This is a genomic window from Cyanobacterium sp. HL-69, assembly GCA_002813895.1.
Lineage (GTDB): Bacteria > Cyanobacteriota > Cyanobacteriia > Cyanobacteriales > Cyanobacteriaceae > Cyanobacterium.
Genome location: CP024912.1, coordinates 954818 through 975007 on the forward strand (window position 1 = coordinate 954818; position 20190 = coordinate 975007).

A 20190-nucleotide genomic window follows, 5' to 3' on the forward strand; every position below is an offset into this window, starting at 1 on the left:
GGAAAAGACAAAGAAAATGGCACGGGAAAAATTTGAAAGAACGAAACCTCACGTTAATATTGGTACCATCGGTCACGTTGACCATGGTAAAACTACCCTCACTGCAGCTATTACCTTAACTCTATCTGCTGCTGGTCAGGCAAAAGCTCGTAAATATGATGAAATCGATGCTGCTCCTGAAGAAAAAGCACGGGGTATCACCATCAACACCGCTCACGTTGAATATGAAACTCCTGGTCGTCACTACGCCCACGTTGACTGTCCTGGACACGCTGACTATGTTAAAAACATGATCACTGGTGCTGCTCAAATGGACGGAGCTATCTTGGTTGTATCTGCAGCTGATGGCCCTATGCCCCAAACTCGTGAGCATATCCTCTTGGCTAGACAGGTTGGTGTACCTAACCTTGCTGTGTTCTTAAACAAACAAGACCAAGTAGATGATGAAGAGTTATTGGAATTGGTTGAGTTAGAAGTTCGTGAACTTTTAAGCGAATACGGTTTTGATGGTGACAATATTCCCATCGTTTCTGGTTCTGCTCTAAAAGCTGTAGAACAAATGACCGCCAATGCTAAAACCCAGAAGGGTGAAAATGAGTGGACCGATAAAATCTGGACTCTCATGGATGAAGTAGATAACTACATCCCCACCCCTGAGCGTGACGTTGACAAGCCTTTCTTGATGGCTGTAGAAGACGTATTCTCCATCACTGGTCGTGGTACCGTTGCAACCGGTCGTATCGAACGTGGTAGAGTTAAAGTTGGCGAAACCGTAGAATTAGTAGGCATTCGTGACACTCGTAACACCACTGTAACTGGTGTGGAAATGTTCCAAAAAACTTTGGACGAAGGTATGGCTGGAGACAACGTAGGTTTATTACTTCGTGGTGTTCAAAAAGAAGATATTGAGCGTGGTATGGTATTGGCTAAACCCTCTTCTATCACTCCTCACACCACTTTTGAAGCTGAGGTTTATGTACTCAAGAAAGAAGAAGGTGGTCGTCATACTCCTTTCTTCCCTGGATACCGTCCTCAGTTCTACGTTCGTACTACCGACGTAACCGGAACCATCAGTGACTTCACCGCCGATGATGGTAGTGCTGCTGAAATGGTAATGCCTGGCGATCGCATCAAAATGACCGTTGATTTAATCAACCCCATTGCGATCGAACAAGGAATGCGTTTTGCTATTCGTGAAGGTGGTCGTACCATCGGTGCGGGTGCTGTAGCCAAAATTTTAAAGTAGGAAGAATTAAATAATGATTGGGGCGTTACTCAGATTAATTTCTCTGTACGCCCTAATTTTGTCCCTACTAACAAGATAATTCGGACTGATAAAAACTTTTGTACATTATCAACTCTTAATTATCAATCCTCAATTAATTAGTACCTTGAAAAATTAATCCCAGTAAAACAATAAAAATCATGGCAACCTTACAACAACAAAAAATTCGTATTCGCTTAAAAGCATTTGACCGTCGCTTACTTGATACTTCTTGTACAAAAATTGTTGAGACTGCTAATCGTACCAATGCTCAACCAGTAGGTCCTATTCCTCTCCCCACAAAACGTAAAATCTACTGTGTACTCAGATCTCCCCACGTTGACAAAGATTCCAGAGAACACTTTGAAACTCGTACTCACCGTCGTGTTATCGATATTTATCAACCCTCCTCAAAAACCATTGATGCTTTGATGAAATTAGACTTGCCTGCTGGGGTTGACATCGAAGTAAAACTATAATTTTGGAAAAAATAACTTTTTTCTGTTAATTAGGGTTCATCTTTTCAGGATGACCACAAAAAATCGTATAATAGTAAATTGTGCTAATTTAGAAAAAACTATGCCTAAAGTAAAAACTAAAAAATCCGCTGCTAAACGTTTTCGCATTACTGGAAGCGGAAAAAAAATCATGCGCCGTAAAGCAAACAAAAATCACTTACTAGAACATAAAAGTGCAGAGCAAAAACGTCGTCGTCTTAGCAACATGGCTTTAGTTCATGAAAGTGATGAGAAAGAAGTACGTTTAATGCTTCCTTACGGTACTAAGTAGGAACAAATTTCTCCCCATTAAACTTTGTAATATTAATTTAATTGTAAAAAAATGAGTAGAGTAAAAAGAGGTAACGTCGCCCGTAAAAGACGTAATAAAATTTTAAAACTAGCAAAAGGTTATAGAGGTTCTCACTCTAAGCTATTCCGTATTGCTAATCAACAGGTTATGAAAGCGTTACGTAATGCTTATCGTGACCGTCGTAAGAAAAAAAGAGATTTTCGTCGTCTATGGATTACCCGTGTAAATGCAGCGGCTAGAATGAACGGTATTAGCTACAGTCAATTAATTTATAAATTAGATAAAGCTAATATCTCTCTTAACCGTAAAATGTTAGCTCTTTTAGCGGTTCAAGATATGGACGCATTTAAAAAGGTAGTAGAATTAGCGCTTCAAGCCTAGATTTGTTTTATGGTAATGGAATAAAGTGTTCTTTAGCTCTAATAAGGCTTCGGAACACTTTTTTTATGTTTGATTAGGCTACCAATTGTTGTTCATCATTGACAACATCATCAGAGGAAGGATAATTACCTAAATATTCTTCTAACTGGACATTAATATCATTTTTCACGATTTCTCTATATTCCAAGAAATGCTCATTGTGGGCGCACAGAGTCAGATAATGCTCCCATACTCCCGGATTATTTTTGATAATACTAAAGAGGTGGTGCCAAAACTTCCAACGGGTATCTCTTTTTATTCCTTGGCGCCATATAACGATCGCCAAGGCCTTTAGATCGACGAGGGTAGGTAGTTTTGCAGGGGGATGAGCCTTGGGGGCGCCTAACTTCAGAAAACAACGATAAGTCCTATCTAGGTAAGCATGGGGATCATAAAGTCGCCAAAAAGCATCTACATATTCATTGGCAATGTCCTCCACGGGGCGAGTGGGTACAAAATTCATGAGGGTAGTCTGGTTAATGTTGCCATACTTTCCTGCCCCTAAGCGTCCTTCTTTCTCCAAACGATGCCATAAAGCGGTGTTGGGTAATGCTTGTAACATGGCGAAGGTGGTAGTGGGAATGCCTACTTGTTCGGCAAAGCGCACAATGCGATCGCCCGCACCCTTTTCTTCCCCATCAAAACCAATAATAAAACCAGCCATAGGACGTAATCCAGTGCGAATAATTTTATCTACCGCATCAGTCAACGAACTACGGGTATTTTGAAACTTCTTAGTCATGGCTAAACTATCCTCGTCTGGGGTTTCTATGCCCAAGAATACCGCATCAAAATAACAGTCCACCATCAACTCCATCAATTCAGGATCATCCGCCAAATCCACCGAAGCCTCCGTATTGAAGCGGAAAGGATATTGATGCTCCTGTTGCCATTCCTTGAGAGCTTTTAACAACAACTTCACATTACGCTTATTGCCGATGAAATTATCATCCACCATAAACACACTACGGCGCCAGCCCAACTCATAGAGATAGTCCAACTCTTTTAATAACTGCTCAGGGGTTTTTGTCCGTGGCTTACGACCATAAAGAACGATAATATCGCAAAATTCACACTGGAAAGGACAACCCCTCGAAAATTGCACCGACATGGAATCATAGGCATCCAATTCCAACAAATCGAAACGAGGAATCGGGGTATAAGACACATCAGGTTTTTCTGTGGTACGAAATACTCCAGAAGTTTCACCTTTCTCGATCGCCTCTACAAACATCGGTAAAGTGATTTCCCCTTCATCCAAAACAAAAAAGTCTGCTCCCGCTTCCTCTAACTCATGGGGCACGGAGGTAGGATAAGGTCCCCCTACCGCCACTAATTTACCCCGACTTTTTGCTTCCTTAATTTGGTCAATTAAATCCTCTTTTTGAACAATCATCGCTGACATGATGACCACATCAGCCCATGCCCATTCTTCTTCTCTAACCGCTCTAATATTGCGATCTACCAGCTTAAATTCCCATTCTTGAGGTAGTATGCCTGCCACGGTCACTAAGCCCAAAGGAGGCAATAAAACCTTGCGATTAACTAATTCTAAGATTTTCTCGTAAGACCAAAAAGTCGGCGGAAAAATTGGATAAACTAAAAGAGCTTTCATTTTATATGGGGTTAGATATTATTTATATTTATTATTGATCTCAAATCTAACTCATATTGTCAGGATTGGAAAGTTAATTATTTCCCGTGAACCCCTAAAGCCTTTTCAAAGGTTTGACGGTCAAGGGTTTCATTCTCAATTAAAAGATCTACTAAATAATCAATGGCGGGGCGATATTCATTAATAATATTTTTAGCATTTTCATGACACTGATTCACAATCGCTCTAATTTGTAAGTCAATTTTTTGGGCTATGTCCTGAGAATATTCCGTACGACTCATAGAGTCATTGCCGAGGAAAACGGGTTGTTCATCCCCCTCAAGGGCAATGGGTCCTAAATCAGACATCCCAAATTTAGTGACAATTTGACGAGCTAAACTGGTGACACGCTCAATATCATTACTCGCTCCTGTGGTTACTTCATCTTCCCCAAAGATCATTTCTTCGGCAGCTCTACCCCCCAATAAACCCGTAATACGAGCAAATAATTGACTACGGGATACCAAGCCCTGCTCTTCATCGGGGGTAAACCAAGTTAAGCCTCTGGCTTGTCCTCGGGGAATGAGGGTAATTTTTTCTACGGGATCATGGCCAGGGGTGAGGGTGGCGACTACGGCGTGTCCGACTTCATGGTAAGCGATTAATCGTTTACTTTTGCTATCCACAAGGGGGGTCCCTTCCATCCCTGCAATCACTCGGTCGATGGCTTGATCTATTTCTGCCATGGTAATGGAGTCTTTGCGTTTACGGGCGGTAAGGATGGCCGCTTCATTGAGTAGGTTGGCAAGATCTGCCCCAGAAAATCCAGGGGTGCGCTGGGCGATCGCCTTTAAATCTACTTCTTCATTAACTTTCTTATCAGCGGCGTGGACATCTAAAATACCTAAACGTCCTTCTAAATCAGGATAATCCACAATCACCTGACGATCAAAACGTCCTGGACGTAACAAAGCACTATCCAGAACATCAGGGCGATTAGTAGCAGCGATAACGATAATCCCTGAATTGCCCTCAAAACCATCCATTTCTGTCAACAATTGATTAAGGGTTTGCTCTCGCTCATCATTACCCCCACCAATGCCACTGCCACGCTGTCTGCCCACCGCATCAATTTCATCGATGAACACCAAACAAGGGGCGTTTTCCTTGGCTTTACGGAACAAATCTCTTACCCTTGAAGCTCCAACTCCCACAAACATCTCCACAAATTCTGAGCCAGAAATACTAAAAAACGGTACTTCAGCCTCCCCTGCGATCGCCTTTGCCAACAAAGTTTTACCTGTGCCAGGGGGCCCTACCAACAATAAACCCCTCGGAATCCTTGCCCCAATAGCTGTAAATTTATCGGGGGTTTTAAGGAAAGTTACCACCTCTTGTAATTCTTCCTTGGCTTCCTCAACCCCTGCTACATCCCTAAACTCAACCCCCGTCTGAGATTCCATCTGAAATTTGGCCTTGGACTTACCAAAACTCATGGCTCCCGCCGCCGAATTGGCTGATTTACGAATTAAGACGAATAGACCAATGATTAAAAATAACAATAATGCCAACTGTACACTACTTATAACCGCCGAAGCAGAAGCCCCTGAAGACTGCACCGCAAAATCAATGTCTTTGTCTCTGATGAGACTAATTAACTCACGATTATCATTAAATAAATAAACAATTTCAGGGTTATCTTCCTCTCCCCCTGCTAAAAAAACCCTTGCCACATTGGTTTCTGGATCTATTTGGATTCTCTCAACCTCCCCTGCATCAATTCTTGTGAGTAGTTCACTATAACTAAACTGTTGATTTTCCTCTCGATTTTGTGCCACAGCAACTCCTGCCCCTGTGACGAGGGTTTGCCCCCACAAAAGACTACTAATGATTAGGGTAAGGACTCGATTAGATTTTTTTCTTTTACGGGAATTATTATTTAACATTTCTATTTTTTATATATAAGGCTCAGTGCGCTGGTAAATTAAAATGACTACTTTCATTATAAGATGTTGCCAAAAAGTCTTATGACAAGAAGGAAAATAGGGAATAGGTAAGCCTATTTTGAAAATTAAATGCTGATGGTGGTTGAACAATGTTTCGTATCATCACTAAAACAACCTCTAACTACAATTTTGATTAATGGTGGATTTTAGATCTCAACCTAACCTACTCCCATAGACTATTTCATTGACCTAATGACTTGAGAGCGGTAAGGGCTGCCCAACGACTGTCGGTAATGGTGGCACTCTCATGAATGGTTGGGGGTTCACAATCTTCGTTGTTACAGACTTGTCTTAGGGGTAAAGCTAAGGATAGTTGCTCATAAACCCATTCTTGCACCTCAAAATACCCATCTGGAGGCAGACTTTCACATAAATCATCTCCTGATATTTCCCTTTCTAGGGGTAAGTTATCGGGATCTTCAAATCGATCACTGAGCCAGATAATTTCTGATGTATCTACTTCGAGGCGATGGTTAAAGGTTTTTAGGCAGCGATCGCACTTTAGGGTCAAAATAGTATCAGCGGTTAACTCTACCTCTAAAAAACCACCCCGATGATAAACGGCCAAACTACCTTTGATAGGGGTTAAGGTCTTAAAACCCTTAATATTTTCCTTAAAGGTAAACTTATCCATTTGCTGGGGCATCTTTAGCAATTGGGGAATATATATTCTTTCCATCCTTTTAACCGTCATTGATTCATCAATCATTAATTTAGCAGATTTGGGTTAATTCTTTACAGTTAAAGAGCTATTGTCACTTTATTTTATGGTTTTTTAGTGCAATAAACAGTGTATAACACACATATAATTACACATAATCTATTAAAACCATGAGAACAAACATTGATCTCGATGATAAATTGGTTGAAGAAGCGTTTAGTTTGACCAATGTTAGAACAAAAAAAGAGTTAGTGAATTTGGCTTTAAAAGAATTAATTCGGAATAAAAAAAAGTTAAATTTATTAGATCTTAGTGGAAAAATTGATTTTGTGGAGGACTATAACTATAAAGAATTTAGATAAAAATGTATTTAATTGATACTTCTACATTAGTAAATATTTTTAGAGATAAAAGTAATATATTAAAGACGAAATTAGAAAATCATATCCAAGATGAGGCGATTTTTTTAACCCATTTTACGCAAATGGAATTATTACAGGGGGCAAAAAACGAACAAGAATGGCAACTATTAAAACTTTATCTTTGTCAACAAGACTATATTTTGGAAAATCCTGATAACTTTGTTCATTCCGCTCGAATTTTTTATGAATTAAGACGTAAAGGACTCACCGTAAGAAGTATTGTTGACTGTTATATTGCTCAATTAGCTCTTCGTCATGACCTAATTTTAATCCACAATGATAAGGATTTTGAAACTATCAAAAAAATTTGCCCTCTAAAAACTTTTGTTTTTGATCAATAAAAAAACGGGCAAAAAGCCCGTCTTAAAACAATCTAACGTAATTTGACAATTAATCGCCGTTCAGGTTCATTACCCTGACTTTCGGTGGTTAAATCATCAGAAGATTCGAGAATACTGTGGATTTGTCGCCTTTCTACGGAGGATAAATATTTAATTTCCTCTGGGGTGCCGGTGTCTCTGACTCTAGCAGCAGCACTTTGGGCGATCGCCACTAATTCCGCTTGACGACGAATGCGATAGCCATTCAACTCCACAGTAAAAAAACAAGGAGCAGTATCACCCAAACCAATATTTAATAAAGAATTAGCCAAATATTGAACCGCATCGATAGTATCCCCTTTCTTACCCACCAAAGCGTTAATCTGACCTTGATCAAGATTAGCCTCATCAATGGTTAACCAACAGGAAACCCCCTGTTTGTCATTTTCCTCCACCCTACCCAGTTGCACATCCGCAGGAATATTCATCAACTTAAGTAGAATTTCCAACCACTGTTTGCCCCGTTGGACTTGTTCATCCATAATCTGTATTATTTAACCTGAAGTTTTCTCTTTCTTTTTACTCTTTTTCTCAAAAGGAATTGCTTCCCTGCCTTTGGTTGCCTTAATTTGATCATCGAGAATTTTTTGGATATTCTCTGGCAAAGGTTCACGCATCAAAATCAGAGTTTGGATAGTTTGAAAAACGTTAGCCAAAACAATATACATCAACACCCCCGCAGGAAGAGGGAAAAATAGAAACATCCCCGAAAAAATAACGGGAGTAATCTTGTTAATATTTTTTTGTTGATCATTTCCAGTGTTAGGCTGCGCTGCGCCAGACAATTCTTGGTTGAGATAAATACTCACCCCAAAAAAGATAATCATCCCCAAAATATCCCAGTGGATTTTACCGTTTTCTCCAGTAACTCCAATGCGTCCCAAGGCTTCAATGAACAAAAAGCCCTTGTCTGCAGCGATACCGGGTAAACTTGCCTGAATGGTGGCATCTCCTGTGGCTAGGGCTGTAATATTTCCATTTTCATCAATGGAAACTCTTTCTTGTCCTTTGGTAACTTCCCAACGGGGTGAAATGTCTTCACCATTAGGATATTGAGTTAATAATTCTTGGAGAGATTTACCTTCGGGGGTTTGAAATTCTACTTTCTCGGTTTCACCCACTACCAATTTATTACCCGCGGGAATGATAGCGGCAATTTTGTTATGTACTCCATCACTGACAAAGACATTCTGAGCTTTGGTGCTATAGGACTGGGGTACAATGCGCTCCACTTGCTCTTGGGGGAAAATCTGCACATCAACGTTGTAGTTGATATTGGCAAAAGGTGATCCTCTGAGGGTAGCAAAAAGGGCAAATAGGATGGGCATTTGTAACAAAAGGGGTAAACATCCAGCGAGGGGATTACCAAACTCTTGCATAATTTTCCCCATTTCTTCCTGTTGTTTTTGGGGATTATCTTTATATTTTTTCCTAACTTCGTCTTGTTTCTGCTTCATCAGGGGTTGGGTGATGCGCATTTTTCTCATGTTGCGAATTTGCCCTGCACTGAGGGGGTACACCCCTAGACGTACCACGAGGGTAAGAGCGATAATTCCAAAACCATAGCTTGGCACAATCCCGTAGAAAAAATCTAGGATTGGCAACATGATGTTTGTTGATATAAAACCTATACCAAAATCCATTTTTATTTTATTTCCTTACTATATGCTAATAATTTACAGTGTACGATGAACAATTGACAAATTAATGGATAATTGATAGTTAATAATTGATTATTGAAATTGATCTAAACTTTTTCGTCGCATCGGTAAGTCATCCCATAGATAAAGAATAATATTATCCATTCTCAATTATCCATTTTCAATTATCTAAGGTGCGATCGCCTCTAAGGATCTACCAGTTTTATCGGCCGCTTTTTGAGCGATATAATCAGAAACGTTTCTGAAATCAGGCATAGCGCGTAATTCTAAACGACTTCCATCTTTAATAGTTACGACAATATCACCCCAAAGACCTAAACCTCTAGGGATTTTTACTACTTTGATTACTTCAGAATAAATAATATCGGTGCGATCGCGCCCTTGCCATCCCCCAGTAACAGAAATACGACGGTCAGTAATACGATAACGTAACCATATAGCCCGGGCGATCGCTCCCACAGTCAAAGGTAAACAAATAACCGTAAAAGCCAATAACACATTAAAAATCAGATCTCCCACGTGGGGACCGCCTTCATAATAAACTTCTTCTTTAATTCCCATAGATAATTTCTGTTTTAATTAGTAACTCTTTCAATTCTCTCAAAAAATGCTCATAATTGCATTCCCTGGCATCAGATTTAACTGTAATTACGATTAGCCAGTTAGAAGAAATTTCAGGAAGTAAAGATCTGAAGGCAGATTTTATCTGTCTTTTGATGCGGTTGCGCACTACGGCTTTTTTACTAACTTTACGACTAATGGAAATCCCTAGCTTTGTAGAAATAGGACATACCAATGAGTCTGAAACCATGATGGGCAATGCCCGAATAATTAGATGACGACTATAGCGGCGAATACCATGCTGATAAACAGTTTGAAAATCCGACCGCTTTTTAAGTCGATGTCGTGACGATAATCCCACTTGAATTTAGAGGATAAATAAATTGGACGGGTAAAAAAAGAATCAATTGTCTTATACAGCTAATCTCTGTCTTCCTTTACTACGACGTGCTTGAATCACTTTACGTCCATCTTTGGTTCTCATACGGGCGCGAAAACCTGAAGTTCTTTTTTGTTTACGTCTAGTTCCGTTTAAAGTATGCTTACTCAATTTTTCCTCCTTGTAATCTTTTGTAAAAAAAACAGCATCTTTCATTATAAGACACAATGCTATTTCCCGTCCATAGACAATCTAATTATGGCTGGAAAAGGGAACGGGGAACAGTGATGATATTTTGATGTCTTAATTTCTATATTTCATATCATGATTAACCAATGTTTATTTCAACTTAACGAATTAAGTATCATATTTAACTGATGTTACGCAAAAATATAATTAGTTTAAGATGGTAAAAACGTAGGATGTTCATATTGTGTTTATACACGTGCTGGGTAAGGGGCTAGGAGTTGGGTAAGGAGCCTCGCGCCCCTTGTTAAAATTTACAGATAAAACTTAACTTATAAATGAGTACATAACGTCAGATATTTAAAATTCAGCCATGGTTATTACCTTTTACCCTAACAAGATAAAAACTAATTGACAATTACTGCCTAAGCCTTGAAAATGAGGGATGGAAAGAAAATATTATTATCAGGTGTCGTTCACCTCAAATTTATTCAGGAAGGCTAGATTATGGCAAGAAAACCCGACGAATATAGTGTTCATCTATTGCTCAGTAGCGGACACAGGGAAGAAGTAAAGTTTAACACCATACAAGATTTTCAGAAGTGGTACAGTGGAGAGTTAGTACCTAAATCAGCTTCACAGGATTTTATTAACGTACCCATCAAAAACATTCAGGGAGAATATATGGTGATTCGTCCTTCTGAAGTGGTAGGAATAAGAGTTGAACCAGTATTTTTTGGCAGTGTCGATCGCAATTTTGCCGAATAAAACAACACTTACCAACCATAGTTCAACTCTTAGGAACAAGAAGAACTAGGAACATTTATACTTATTAAGATCGATTCCTGCTTCCCTAGCCATTTGACCAACACTTTTGGTGTCTAAGGTTTTGATTGCCTTGGTAGAAAGACGTAGTTTTACAAAGCTCTCGCCTTCTGCCCACCAAATTCTTTTGTCTTGTAAGTTAACGTGTTGTAATCTTTTGGTACGACGGTGGGAGTGGGAAATTGAGAAGCCGTTGTTTGCTCTTCTTCCTGTCAATTGACATACACGAGCCATAAGTTTATCTCCTATATATAATTATTCTAAAATTTAGTCAGCAACCTTTAATTGTACTAGGATGTTGATTAAATCTGCAAGTTTATTTCCTCAGGGCAGGTTATTCATATAAAATGAATTTTTGTTTTAAATCGGGTGACAAAGAACAAAAAAATTCTCATAGTCAATCAAAAATCAGTAAAACAAATTCTAAATTCTACATTCTTAGCTATTTTTATTTATGTCAAAAAATCAGGGAAAATTATTTGTAATTACAGGGCCTAGCGGGGTAGGTAAGGGAACCTTGGTGCGATCGCTCCTAAGCGCCCATACACAGCTATTTGTGTCTATTTCAGCCACCACTCGCCAACCTCGTACGGGGGAAGTAGATGGCAAAGATTACTATTTTTTGACCACCGCTCAATTTGAATCCATGATTGAGGAGGAAAACTTACTCGAATGGGCGCAGTATGCAGGAAATTATTATGGTACTCCCAAACAAGCCGTAGTAGAGCAAATTAACCAAGGTAAAACCGTTATCCTTGAAATCGAGCTATTAGGGGCAAGACAGGTAAAAGAAAATTTTGAGCAGTCCCAATTGATCTTTATTTTACCCCCCTCAGAAGAAGAACTAGAAAGGAGATTGCGGGGTAGGGGTAACGATGCCGAGGAAGCCATTAAAAAGCGTTTGGCACGGGCAAAAGAAGAAATTGCTGCCCAAGATGAATTTGATTATAAAATTGTTAATGATCAGTTAGAAAGTGCGATCGCCCAGTTAGAAAATATTATCTTTGGTAAACAAGAAGTAAGTTAACCGAAAAACCATCCTAATCCAAAATCTTTCCCCATAGAACACAACACCTGTTAATTAAAGACAAAATCGTGATATTCTTATGTGGGTTTATTAGGATACATCCCTAATAAAAAAGTATTGTTGATGAAAATAGACAAAAAAAGTTGATGGAAAATACCGCTACCCCAGAAACCAATCCAGCACAAGAAATACAAACAACCTTCACCGTTGAAGAAATCCAAGAGCTATTACCCCACCGTTATCCCTTTGCGCTAGTCGATCGCATCATAGACTATGTACCGGGTGAAAAAGCCGTAGGTCTAAAAAATGTGACCATCAATGAACCCTACTTTCCCGGACATATACCCAGTAAACCCCTAATGCCAGGAGTATTACAAATAGAAGCCATGGCTCAGGTGGGGGGAGTCATTCTTACCCTGTTACCCGGGATGAAAGGCAAATTTTTCGCCTTTGGGGGCATTGATAAAGTGCGTTTTCGTCGCCCCGTAGTACCAGGAGATCAATTAATTATGACCGTGGAACTATTATCTTTCAAACGTAATCGTATTGCTAAAATGCAAGGGCAAGGTTTGGTTGATGGACAACTAGCCGTGAGGGCTGAAATGTTATTTTCTTTGCTCGACTAATTTAATCGTTAATACAATTTTAAATAACCGTGATACATCCTACAGCGATTATTGATAAAAAGGCAGAATTAGATTCTACCGTCACCGTTGAACCTAATGCCGTGATTGGGGCGGGGGTAAAAATTGGAGCAAATACCATTATCGGTGCCAATGTCGTTATCTATGGCGACACGGAAATTGGTGCTGATAATAAAATTTATCCAGGAGCCGCCATTGGTTTAGATCCCCAAGATTTGAAGTATAAAGGAGCTAAGACAGGGTTAAAAATAGGCGATCGCAACTTAATCCGTGAATTTGTTACCCTAAACCGAGCCACCGCCGAAGGAGAATACACCATCATCGGTAACGATAACTTATTGATGGCTTACGTTCATGTTGCCCATAATTGCATCATCAAAGATAGGGTTGTCATTGCCAACTCCGTCAGTTTAGCTGGTCATGTACAGGTTGATTCTAAAGCCGTAATTGGTGGTATGTTAGGAGTCCATCAGTTCGTCCACATCGGCACCATGGCAATGTTGGGGGGTATGAGTCGCATTGAAAGGGACGTACCACCATTTATGTTAGTAGAAGGAAACCCCTCAAGGGTGAGAGCCTTAAATAGTGTCGCCCTCAAGAGAAATAACTTCACTCCAGAAGAAATTAAAGAACTAAAAGAGGCTTATCGCATCCTCTATCGCTCAGGATTAACCCTTACCCATGCCCTAGAAAAATTATCCTCTATGGCAGTCAACGACAAAATCAAAACCCTCTATGATTTTATGGTTACTTCTAGTACCGATTCATCCCGCAGAGGCCCTATTCCTGGTAACAAAAAATAAATGATAATTGAGAATGGATAATCAAAACAATAATTGTCCATTCCCCATTCCTAACCTTTACGAAACAAGTTTCTCAGCGCACCCTAACTATTTTCATTGACGACTTTTTTGGCACCCACAAGGGCATCAATTACCTGAGTAGAATCAATTAATCTTTTTAACACCACCTGACCAACACTACTATTTTTTTTAGCGGTAGGAGTAGAAGGTTTTACTTCAATCATCAAAACAGCATCCTCCACTTCATAAAGCCATAAAACCTCTTCATTTTCTTCGATACCAATTCTTAGACAGCTAATATGAGGAGGGCGACGCCAAGTGATAGCATCCCATAAACCTCCCCTTTGCCACACTCGATCATAACGCCAACCCTCAGTTAAAAAAAAGTATTTCATCGATTCTTTTAGTATTAAATTTCCTTTGATACTCAAAATTTAACTTAAGTTCATCTCCGTTCAACCAAAATTAACAAAGGTTGTATTCTACCAAATCCGATTATTAGTAAAGTTTACTATTGTTCACCGTGTAACAATTGACAATAAACAATTACTATCTGTTGCCTATTCCCCGTTCCCCATCCTAATTATTATATTATTGAAACAAGATTTAGTATCAATTACCTTCATGGTGGGGGTAATCCATTTGTAAAATAGTTCCCGCAAAGAAAGGGGAAAGAGTAAGAATAAAAAACATCCGAATCATTTGCATAGTCAAAACCATCCCCGAATCTCCTCCTAACTCTAGGGCGGTGGCTGTCATGGTATTTAAACCCCCTGGGGTAGTGCCTAATAAGCAACTCATCAAGTCTAGTCCTGTGATTTGATGGAATTCGTAACCAATAATAAAGCAGATTATAATTAATAAAATTACTAACACTGTCTCAACTAACACTGCTTTTAGTAGTTTGTTGATTATTTTTAGGTCAAACTTTACCCCCGTAGATAAGCCAAGGAAAAATAAGCCGATACTAAATATTGTGGGGGGAATGGTGGTGGGGATAAACCAAAATAGGAGGAGACAACTGAAAAAGGGAGCAAGAAAAAGGTTGGATGGCAGTTTGATAAGTTTGCCGACTTGAATGGCGATGGTGACGGTGCCAATAATTAGTAGGGTTTTGAGAATAGCGGTTAGAAGGGAGGTTGGTAAGTCGGCGGTAATAAGTAAATTATTGGTAGGGGTAAAACAAAGTTCGGGGTTGCATGATTCTACGATGGGGGTAGCTAAAATCGGGGTAGAGAAGTAGAGGGCGACAATGTTGGGTACTATCAACGATACTAATAAAATTCTGACATATTGTAATACGGTAACGGCGATCGCATCTGCTCCCATTTCTTCACTCATGGCTACCAAACTTGAACCTGCCCCCGGAATTGAACCCAAAAAGCTAGAGCAAGGATCTATTTTGGCGATTTTGCACAGTAAAAAGCCGTTTAATAAACTAAATATTCCTGTGATAAAAATTGCTCCTAAGAGCGGAAATAAATAGTTTTGGGCGTTGATTAAACTATCTAAGGAAAAATGACTCGCCGTTACTACCGCAATCATTCCTTGCCCTACTACTCCCACAGAATGGGGAAACGATTCTATTTTGCCTTTGACAATGGAAAAAATAATAGCTACTAATAAGGGTACTAAAAACCAAGCTACGGGAAAATGGAGATAGTCAAAGATAAAAGAAAATATTAACGCCAATAAAAATAAACTGCAAAGAGCGAAAATTTCCCCATTATCAATGGTGAGAGTTTTTGTCATTTCGTGGTGTGGATAATCGAACCTATATTAATTTTAGGTTAAGAAATTACAAATATTAACTTTAGGTTAAGAAAATTTGCCCATTTTTTTACCCTAAAATTTTGCGATAATAACCCATCAAGAGAAAAGGTCAAGTTATTGTAGTATTGATAAGGGTAAATTAGTTTTAAAAATGGTTATGGGTTCTTATATCGAAATTGGTGATTACAAAGTAACTGAAGAAAATGTATTTTCTATTTTGGCTCAGAAGCAAATTATTATTCCTTTAGCCACGGAGATTATTTTAGACAGTGCGATCGCCGATATTGAATGTACCCCAGAGGAAAAAAATATAGCTTATCAACAGTTTTTCAATCAAATGAAAATTCCTCCTAACGATAAGCAACAATTAAAAGTATGGCTAGAAAGAAACTATCTAACTTTTGAACAATTAGAAAAAAGAATTTTAAGGGGTATCAAGTTAGATAAGTTCAAAGAAAAAACTTTTGCACCTCAATTAGAATCCTATTATCTAAGAAGAAAAAGAGAGTTAGATAAGGTTATTTATTCCCTCATTAGAACTAAAAATGTAGGACAAGCCCAAGAGTTATTTTTCAGAATCCAAGATGACGGACAAGATTTTGCAGTGCTTGCCAAGGAGTTTTCCCAAGGGAGTGAAGCAGAGACTGGAGGGATAGTTGGCCCAGTAGAATTAACGACACCCCATCCGCAAATTGCCCAACTTTTGATGACAGCACAACAAGGGAAAGTTTTAGCCCCCGTCAGAATTGGTGAATGGGTAGTAATTTTGAGATTAGAAAGATATATCCCCGCCCAATTGGATATGAATGTGGCAAGGAGGTTAATGGAGGAGTTATTTAATAATTGGCTCAATAAAGAAATTCAAAATCAGGTTAAATTTCATTTAGAAAATTTTTCTGTTTCTCTACCAGATGATGAGCCATCACCATCGATGAATGGTAATAATCAAAATGGTCAAGTAATTCAACCAAACCCTTCCCAACCTTAGCAGGGCTGATTTATTAATGTTGAAAATGGAGATAAGTTATCGTGGATAAAAGTTGATCTATTTTTATTCATCATGAAACTAAAATACTTATTACCTGTAGTTTTACTCACTCTGGGAGCTTGTAACCTTGAAGAAGTAGAACAGGTTGCCTTACAGTCTGAGAATAATAGCAATAGCAATAATAATATTGCCGTGCTTTCTACTAATATTCTTAATCCAGAACCCATAATTATTGATATAGAAGAATTACCAGAACCTTTTGAAACTGAAAGTGCATCAGCACCACCCGAAATTTTACCCATTCCCTCGGAGCGTGTTTTTAATGTGCCAGAAGGTTTTGAGGTGAACGTTTATGCGGAAGGCCTAAATAATCCTCGTTGGTTGCATTTAACCCCAGAAGGAGATGTTTTGGTAACAGAAACAAGGGATAATCGCATTACTCGCTTACAGGATACTAATAATGATAGGGTGGCGGATCAAAAATCGGTATTTGCTGATTCGGGTAATGGTTTAGATATTCCTTTTGGTATGGCTTTTACTGATGATTATTTTTTCCTTGGAAACCATAATGGAGTTAGACGTTATGACTATGATAATGGACAAAATCAGCTAGAAGGGCAAGGAAAATTAATTGCCACCTTGCCGGGGGGTGGTTATAACCAACATTGGACAAGGAATGTGATGGTATCTCCTATGGAAGATAAATTATATGTTTCCATTGGCTCTCGTTCTAATAATGATGTGGAGGAGTTGCCGAGGGCTTCTATTCAAACGATGGATTTTGATGGTAATAATCAAGAAACCTTTGCTTCTGGTTTACGAAATCCTGTGGGCTTAGATTTTCACCCTTTGACTAATCGTTTATATACTACGGTTAATGAGAGGGATGGCTTAGGAGATGACTTGGTGCCTGATTATTTTACCAGTGTGCAGGAGGGGGGTTTTTATGGTTGGCCTTACAGTTATTTTACTCCTGAATTATTAGATCCTCGTCAAACTAATAATAATGGAGAAAGCATTAATCCAGACTTGGTGAGTCGTACGATTATGCCAGAGGTGTTAATTCAATCTCATTCTGCGGCATTGGGAATGGCGTTTTATGATGGAGATACTTTTCCTGAGAAATATCAAAATGGGGCTTTTGTGGCTTTTCGGGGTTCTTGGAATCGCGGGGAGGCAACGGGGTATAAATTGGCATTTATTCCTTTTGATGAGAATAATGAGCCTAGGGGCTACTATGAAGATTTCTTGACGGGATTTTTAACGGATTCCTCAAATCCTTCGACGTGGGGGCGCCCTGTGGGAGTTTTGGTTTTGGATGATGGTAGTTTGTTATTTACGGAGGAGGCAAATGATGTTATTTATCGTGTGCAGTATGTGGGTAAGTAGCAGTCTGAATCTCTCTGAAATTTTGTGCTGATGGACATCTCCCCTCATCAAGGGGATAAACAAGGGCTCAGAATTTTAAGGGTTGTTGTTTTGTAGGCGGTTGAGATTGTCTATGGCTAGTTGATAGTTGGGGTTAATGGCGATCGCCTTTTGATACTCTTCTATTGCTCTATCAATATTACCCATTTTTTCGTAGGACAAAGCCATATTATTATAGGAGTCGAGATGATTAGGATTTAATTCGATAGATTTTTGATAGTCTTGGATAGCTAAATCATAGTTTTCTAAGACTCGATAAACGTTACCTCGGTTATAGTAGGCAATTTGATAATCTGGTTTCAATTCTATGGCTCTGTTGTAGTCTGCCATGGCTTGGGGATAATGGCCGAGGGTAAAGTGGGAGTTACCTCGATTAATCAGAGCGTTGGTATCGGTGTTATCAATGCGTAAAGTTTCGGTATTATCTTTTATGGCTTGTTCATGATTCTCTAAGCTATAGTTAACAATACCCCGATTGTAGTAAGCATTTTTGTAGTTAGGATCAATTTCAATGACTTTATCGTATTGGGCGATCGCCTTTTGTGCTTCTCCTATCTCTCGGTAAATATTGCCTAAATTGTAATAGGCATTGGTATGGGTAGGATCTAACTCTATGGCTTGAAGATAGTCGGCGATCGCTTTTTGATCTTCTCCTAGGGATTTATAAGCATTACCACGATTGTAGTAAGCTCTGGTGTAACTAGGATCTAATTCCATAATACGTTCATAATCGGCGATCGCCTCTTGATATTCTCCCAAGGCATGATGGGAAATACCACGGTTATTATAAGCATCCACATAGGTAGGATCTTGACGCAAAGCCAGATTATAATGAATGATAGCTACATCATAACGTCCTCGATCATAAGCACTATTGCCCCATTCATAATATTTTGAAGCTTCTTCTAAACCCACCGAGGAATTAGAGGAAGGAACTTCCACAGACTCAACTTCCATGGGATTGATATAATCAACCACCCCCCCAGAAGTTGGTAAAAAAGCATAAAAGGCGATCGCCCCAGAAACCACCAAAGGAGATAACTGCAACATTTTTTGTACCCTCAAAGATAAATTATTTTTACGACTTATTTTCGCCAACTGCATCGAAGCAAAATCCCTTCTTTGATAAGCGAAACCATAACTAGGATCAATGCGTATCACATTCTCAAAACAATCTAGCGCATTTTTATAATCCTGCAACTTCAAATAATGATTACCCCGTTCAAAATATAAATTAGCCGATGACTTAGCCTCCAGAGAAATTAAAGTTTCAGCCTCTTTTTGTTTCAAAGCCTCCAATACCTCATCCACCCATTGATAACGTTTATTACTAGCTCCTTCTACTAACTTATCCAACACCCTCGCCAAACTATTCTGAATTGGGTTATTGAGTAAATAATCTCGCCATATCCACTCCCCTTCCCTCGTATCAAACAAATCAAAAGGCTTAACCCCAGTCATCAGATGAAGACAAGTCACTCCCAAACTGTACAAATCACTATAGTAATTTGTCTTACCAAAGGTTTGTTCTGGTGCCGAATATTGAGCAGAACCAATTACCGTACTTGTTATTGCCAAATCAACATTTTGCACCACCTTTGACGCTCCAAAATCCACCAAAAATAACTGATTATCACTGCGACGACGGATAATATTTTCTGGTTTTATATCTCGGTGAATAACTTTATTTTCATGGACAAACTTTAATACAGGTAAAAGATTAAGTAATAAATCTCGGATTTTTCCCTCATCAAAAACCCCCTCCGAAGCCAACTCCTGAGCTAGATTATCCCCATCAACAAACTCTTGTAATAGATATTGACGACCATTTTGGGTAAAGTAATCAAAAAACTTCGGTATCTGTGGATGAGTGCCTAATTTTTCCAATTGCCTTGCTTCTTGGGCAAAAAGAGCCTTTGCCTTTTTCTTATTACTTGTACCTTGAGCTTGGGGCAAAAACTGCTTAATTATACACCTAGATTCCGCTGTTTTCTGGTCATCAATACCATAGAAAGTTCTACCAAATCCCCCCTCTCCAATAATTCTGACGGCACGGTAACGATTTTTGAGTAATAATTTCGATCCACAATTTTTACAAGTATTATCCCTAGGATAATTTTCCGTTAGGCAGTCAGAATTAAAGCACTTACTCATCGCTCAACCATGGGGCTAAAATTCGATTTTAGCATTTCGGCATAATTATAGTTACTCTAAATGAAAATGAAACACTACCAGATTATAAAAGATTTATAGAATAGGGATTTTAGCTGGTGAAACTGTCTCAAAACTCACTTAAATAACTATATATACAATCCATTTAGAATCTCAATTAATAGAGACTTTTGCACCTGATAAAAC

At 38.9% G+C, this 20190-nt stretch carries 24 protein-coding genes; 12 read left to right on the plus strand and 12 right to left on the minus strand.

Annotated elements, in window-relative coordinates; translation table 11 throughout:
• Positions 1-16 precede the first annotated feature (16 nt).
• From tuf to rplT, 4 genes are all read left to right on the plus strand, one after another.
• Positions 17-1246: an elongation factor Tu gene (gene tuf, locus AA637_RS04295; RefSeq protein ID WP_446684041.1), complete on the plus strand. Its 1230-nt coding sequence runs from the start codon at positions 17-19 to the stop codon at positions 1244-1246.
• 179 nt (positions 1247-1425) lie between these two features.
• On the plus strand, positions 1426-1743 hold the full coding sequence (rpsJ, locus tag AA637_RS04300; protein ID WP_015223309.1) for a 30S ribosomal protein S10: 318 nt from the start codon (positions 1426-1428) through the stop codon (positions 1741-1743).
• Between the two features lie 100 nt (positions 1744-1843).
• Positions 1844-2053, plus strand: coding sequence for a 50S ribosomal protein L35 (rpmI, locus tag AA637_RS04305; protein ID WP_069790846.1), 210 nt, complete (start codon positions 1844-1846; stop codon positions 2051-2053).
• Between the two features lie 51 nt (positions 2054-2104).
• Positions 2105-2455: a 50S ribosomal protein L20 gene (gene rplT, locus AA637_RS04310; protein WP_069790789.1), complete on the plus strand. Its 351-nt coding sequence runs from the start codon at positions 2105-2107 to the stop codon at positions 2453-2455.
• Positions 2456-2528: 73 nt separating this feature from the next.
• Here rplT and AA637_RS04315 read toward each other — a convergent pair whose 3' ends face one another.
• The 3 genes from AA637_RS04315 to AA637_RS04325 all read right to left on the minus strand — a co-directional run bounded on the left by AA637_RS04315 (position 2529) and on the right by AA637_RS04325 (position 6803).
• Positions 2529-4109, minus strand: a complete 1581-nt coding sequence (locus AA637_RS04315) for a B12-binding domain-containing radical SAM protein (protein WP_446684042.1) — start codon at positions 4107-4109, stop codon at positions 2529-2531.
• A gap of 77 nt (positions 4110-4186) precedes the next feature.
• Positions 4187-6034: an ATP-dependent zinc metalloprotease FtsH gene (gene ftsH / locus AA637_RS04320; RefSeq protein WP_446684043.1), complete on the minus strand. Its 1848-nt coding sequence runs from the start codon at positions 6032-6034 to the stop codon at positions 4187-4189.
• A 241-nt stretch (positions 6035-6275) separates the two neighbouring features.
• Positions 6276-6803 carry a YceD family protein gene (locus AA637_RS04325; RefSeq protein WP_446684044.1) on the minus strand — a complete coding sequence of 176 codons (528 nt, stop codon included), beginning with the start codon at positions 6801-6803 and terminating at the stop codon, positions 6276-6278.
• A 122-nt stretch (positions 6804-6925) separates the two neighbouring features.
• On the opposite strand from AA637_RS04325, the gene AA637_RS04330 reads away from it, so the two are divergent.
• Together AA637_RS04330 and vapC are read left to right on the plus strand one after the other, a co-directional pair.
• Positions 6926-7117: a type II toxin-antitoxin system VapB family antitoxin gene (locus tag AA637_RS04330; RefSeq protein WP_446684045.1), complete on the plus strand. Its 192-nt coding sequence runs from the start codon at positions 6926-6928 to the stop codon at positions 7115-7117.
• 2 nt (positions 7118-7119) lie between these two features.
• On the plus strand, positions 7120-7518 hold the full coding sequence (vapC, locus tag AA637_RS04335) for a type II toxin-antitoxin system VapC family toxin (protein ID WP_446684046.1): 399 nt from the start codon (positions 7120-7122) through the stop codon (positions 7516-7518).
• 32 nt (positions 7519-7550) lie between these two features.
• On the opposite strand, the gene AA637_RS04340 is transcribed toward vapC, so the two are convergent.
• From AA637_RS04340 to rpmH, 5 genes are all read right to left on the minus strand, one after another.
• Positions 7551-8039, minus strand: coding sequence for a Jag family protein (locus AA637_RS04340; protein WP_446684047.1), 489 nt, complete (start codon positions 8037-8039; stop codon positions 7551-7553).
• 12 nt (positions 8040-8051) lie between these two features.
• On the minus strand, positions 8052-9200 hold the full coding sequence (gene yidC, locus AA637_RS04345; protein WP_446684048.1) for a membrane protein insertase YidC: 1149 nt from the start codon (positions 9198-9200) through the stop codon (positions 8052-8054).
• Between the two features lie 186 nt (positions 9201-9386).
• A complete protein-coding gene (locus tag AA637_RS04350; protein WP_446684049.1) occupies positions 9387-9779 on the minus strand; it encodes a PH domain-containing protein in 393 nt (130 codons plus the stop codon).
• Positions 9769-10140 (minus strand): ribonuclease P protein component, encoded by a 372-nt coding sequence (gene rnpA, locus AA637_RS04355; protein WP_446684050.1) that lies wholly within the window; start codon positions 10138-10140, stop codon positions 9769-9771. Before rnpA ends, AA637_RS04350 begins: the two co-directional genes overlap by 11 nt.
• A 51-nt stretch (positions 10141-10191) precedes the next feature.
• Entirely contained in the window at positions 10192-10329 is a 138-nt protein-coding gene (rpmH, locus tag AA637_RS04360) for a 50S ribosomal protein L34 (RefSeq protein ID WP_069790844.1), read from the minus strand.
• Positions 10330-10851: 522 nt separating this feature from the next.
• Here rpmH and AA637_RS04365 point away from each other — a divergent pair.
• A complete protein-coding gene (locus tag AA637_RS04365) occupies positions 10852-11112 on the plus strand; it encodes a hypothetical protein (RefSeq protein WP_069790780.1) in 261 nt (86 codons plus the stop codon).
• Between the two features lie 45 nt (positions 11113-11157).
• On the opposite strand, the gene rpmB is transcribed toward AA637_RS04365, so the two are convergent.
• Entirely contained in the window at positions 11158-11403 is a 246-nt protein-coding gene (gene rpmB / locus AA637_RS04370; RefSeq protein ID WP_069790779.1) for a 50S ribosomal protein L28, read from the minus strand.
• Between the two features lie 220 nt (positions 11404-11623).
• Here rpmB and gmk point away from each other — a divergent pair, with 220 nt between their 5' ends.
• From gmk to lpxA, 3 genes are all read left to right on the plus strand, one after another.
• Positions 11624-12196 carry a guanylate kinase gene (gmk, locus tag AA637_RS04375; RefSeq protein ID WP_446684051.1) on the plus strand — a complete coding sequence of 191 codons (573 nt, stop codon included), beginning with the start codon at positions 11624-11626 and terminating at the stop codon, positions 12194-12196.
• A 146-nt stretch (positions 12197-12342) separates the two neighbouring features.
• Complete coding sequence (gene fabZ, locus AA637_RS04380) at positions 12343-12822, plus strand: 3-hydroxyacyl-ACP dehydratase FabZ (RefSeq protein ID WP_141712674.1); 480 nt, start codon at positions 12343-12345, stop codon at positions 12820-12822.
• 23 nt (positions 12823-12845) lie between these two features.
• On the plus strand, positions 12846-13643 hold the full coding sequence (lpxA, locus tag AA637_RS04385; RefSeq protein ID WP_446684530.1) for an acyl-ACP--UDP-N-acetylglucosamine O-acyltransferase: 798 nt from the start codon (positions 12846-12848) through the stop codon (positions 13641-13643).
• 83 nt (positions 13644-13726) lie between these two features.
• On the opposite strand, the gene AA637_RS04390 is transcribed toward lpxA, so the two are convergent.
• Both AA637_RS04390 and AA637_RS04395 read right to left on the minus strand, forming a co-directional pair.
• On the minus strand, positions 13727-14038 hold the full coding sequence (locus AA637_RS04390) for a hypothetical protein (protein ID WP_446684052.1): 312 nt from the start codon (positions 14036-14038) through the stop codon (positions 13727-13729).
• 217 nt (positions 14039-14255) lie between these two features.
• Complete coding sequence (locus AA637_RS04395; RefSeq protein ID WP_446684053.1) at positions 14256-15395, minus strand: AbrB family transcriptional regulator; 1140 nt, start codon at positions 15393-15395, stop codon at positions 14256-14258.
• Between the two features lie 178 nt (positions 15396-15573).
• Here AA637_RS04395 and AA637_RS04400 point away from each other — a divergent pair, with 178 nt between their 5' ends.
• Both AA637_RS04400 and AA637_RS04405 read left to right on the plus strand, forming a co-directional pair.
• Positions 15574-16404, plus strand: coding sequence for a peptidylprolyl isomerase (locus AA637_RS04400; RefSeq protein ID WP_446684054.1), 831 nt, complete (start codon positions 15574-15576; stop codon positions 16402-16404).
• Positions 16405-16476: 72 nt separating this feature from the next.
• Positions 16477-17793, plus strand: coding sequence for a PQQ-dependent sugar dehydrogenase (locus tag AA637_RS04405; protein WP_446684055.1), 1317 nt, complete (start codon positions 16477-16479; stop codon positions 17791-17793).
• Between the two features lie 75 nt (positions 17794-17868).
• On the opposite strand, the gene AA637_RS04410 is transcribed toward AA637_RS04405, so the two are convergent.
• Entirely contained in the window at positions 17869-19986 is a 2118-nt protein-coding gene (locus AA637_RS04410; protein ID WP_446684056.1) for a tetratricopeptide repeat protein, read from the minus strand.
• Between the last annotated feature and the right edge of the window lie 204 nt (positions 19987-20190).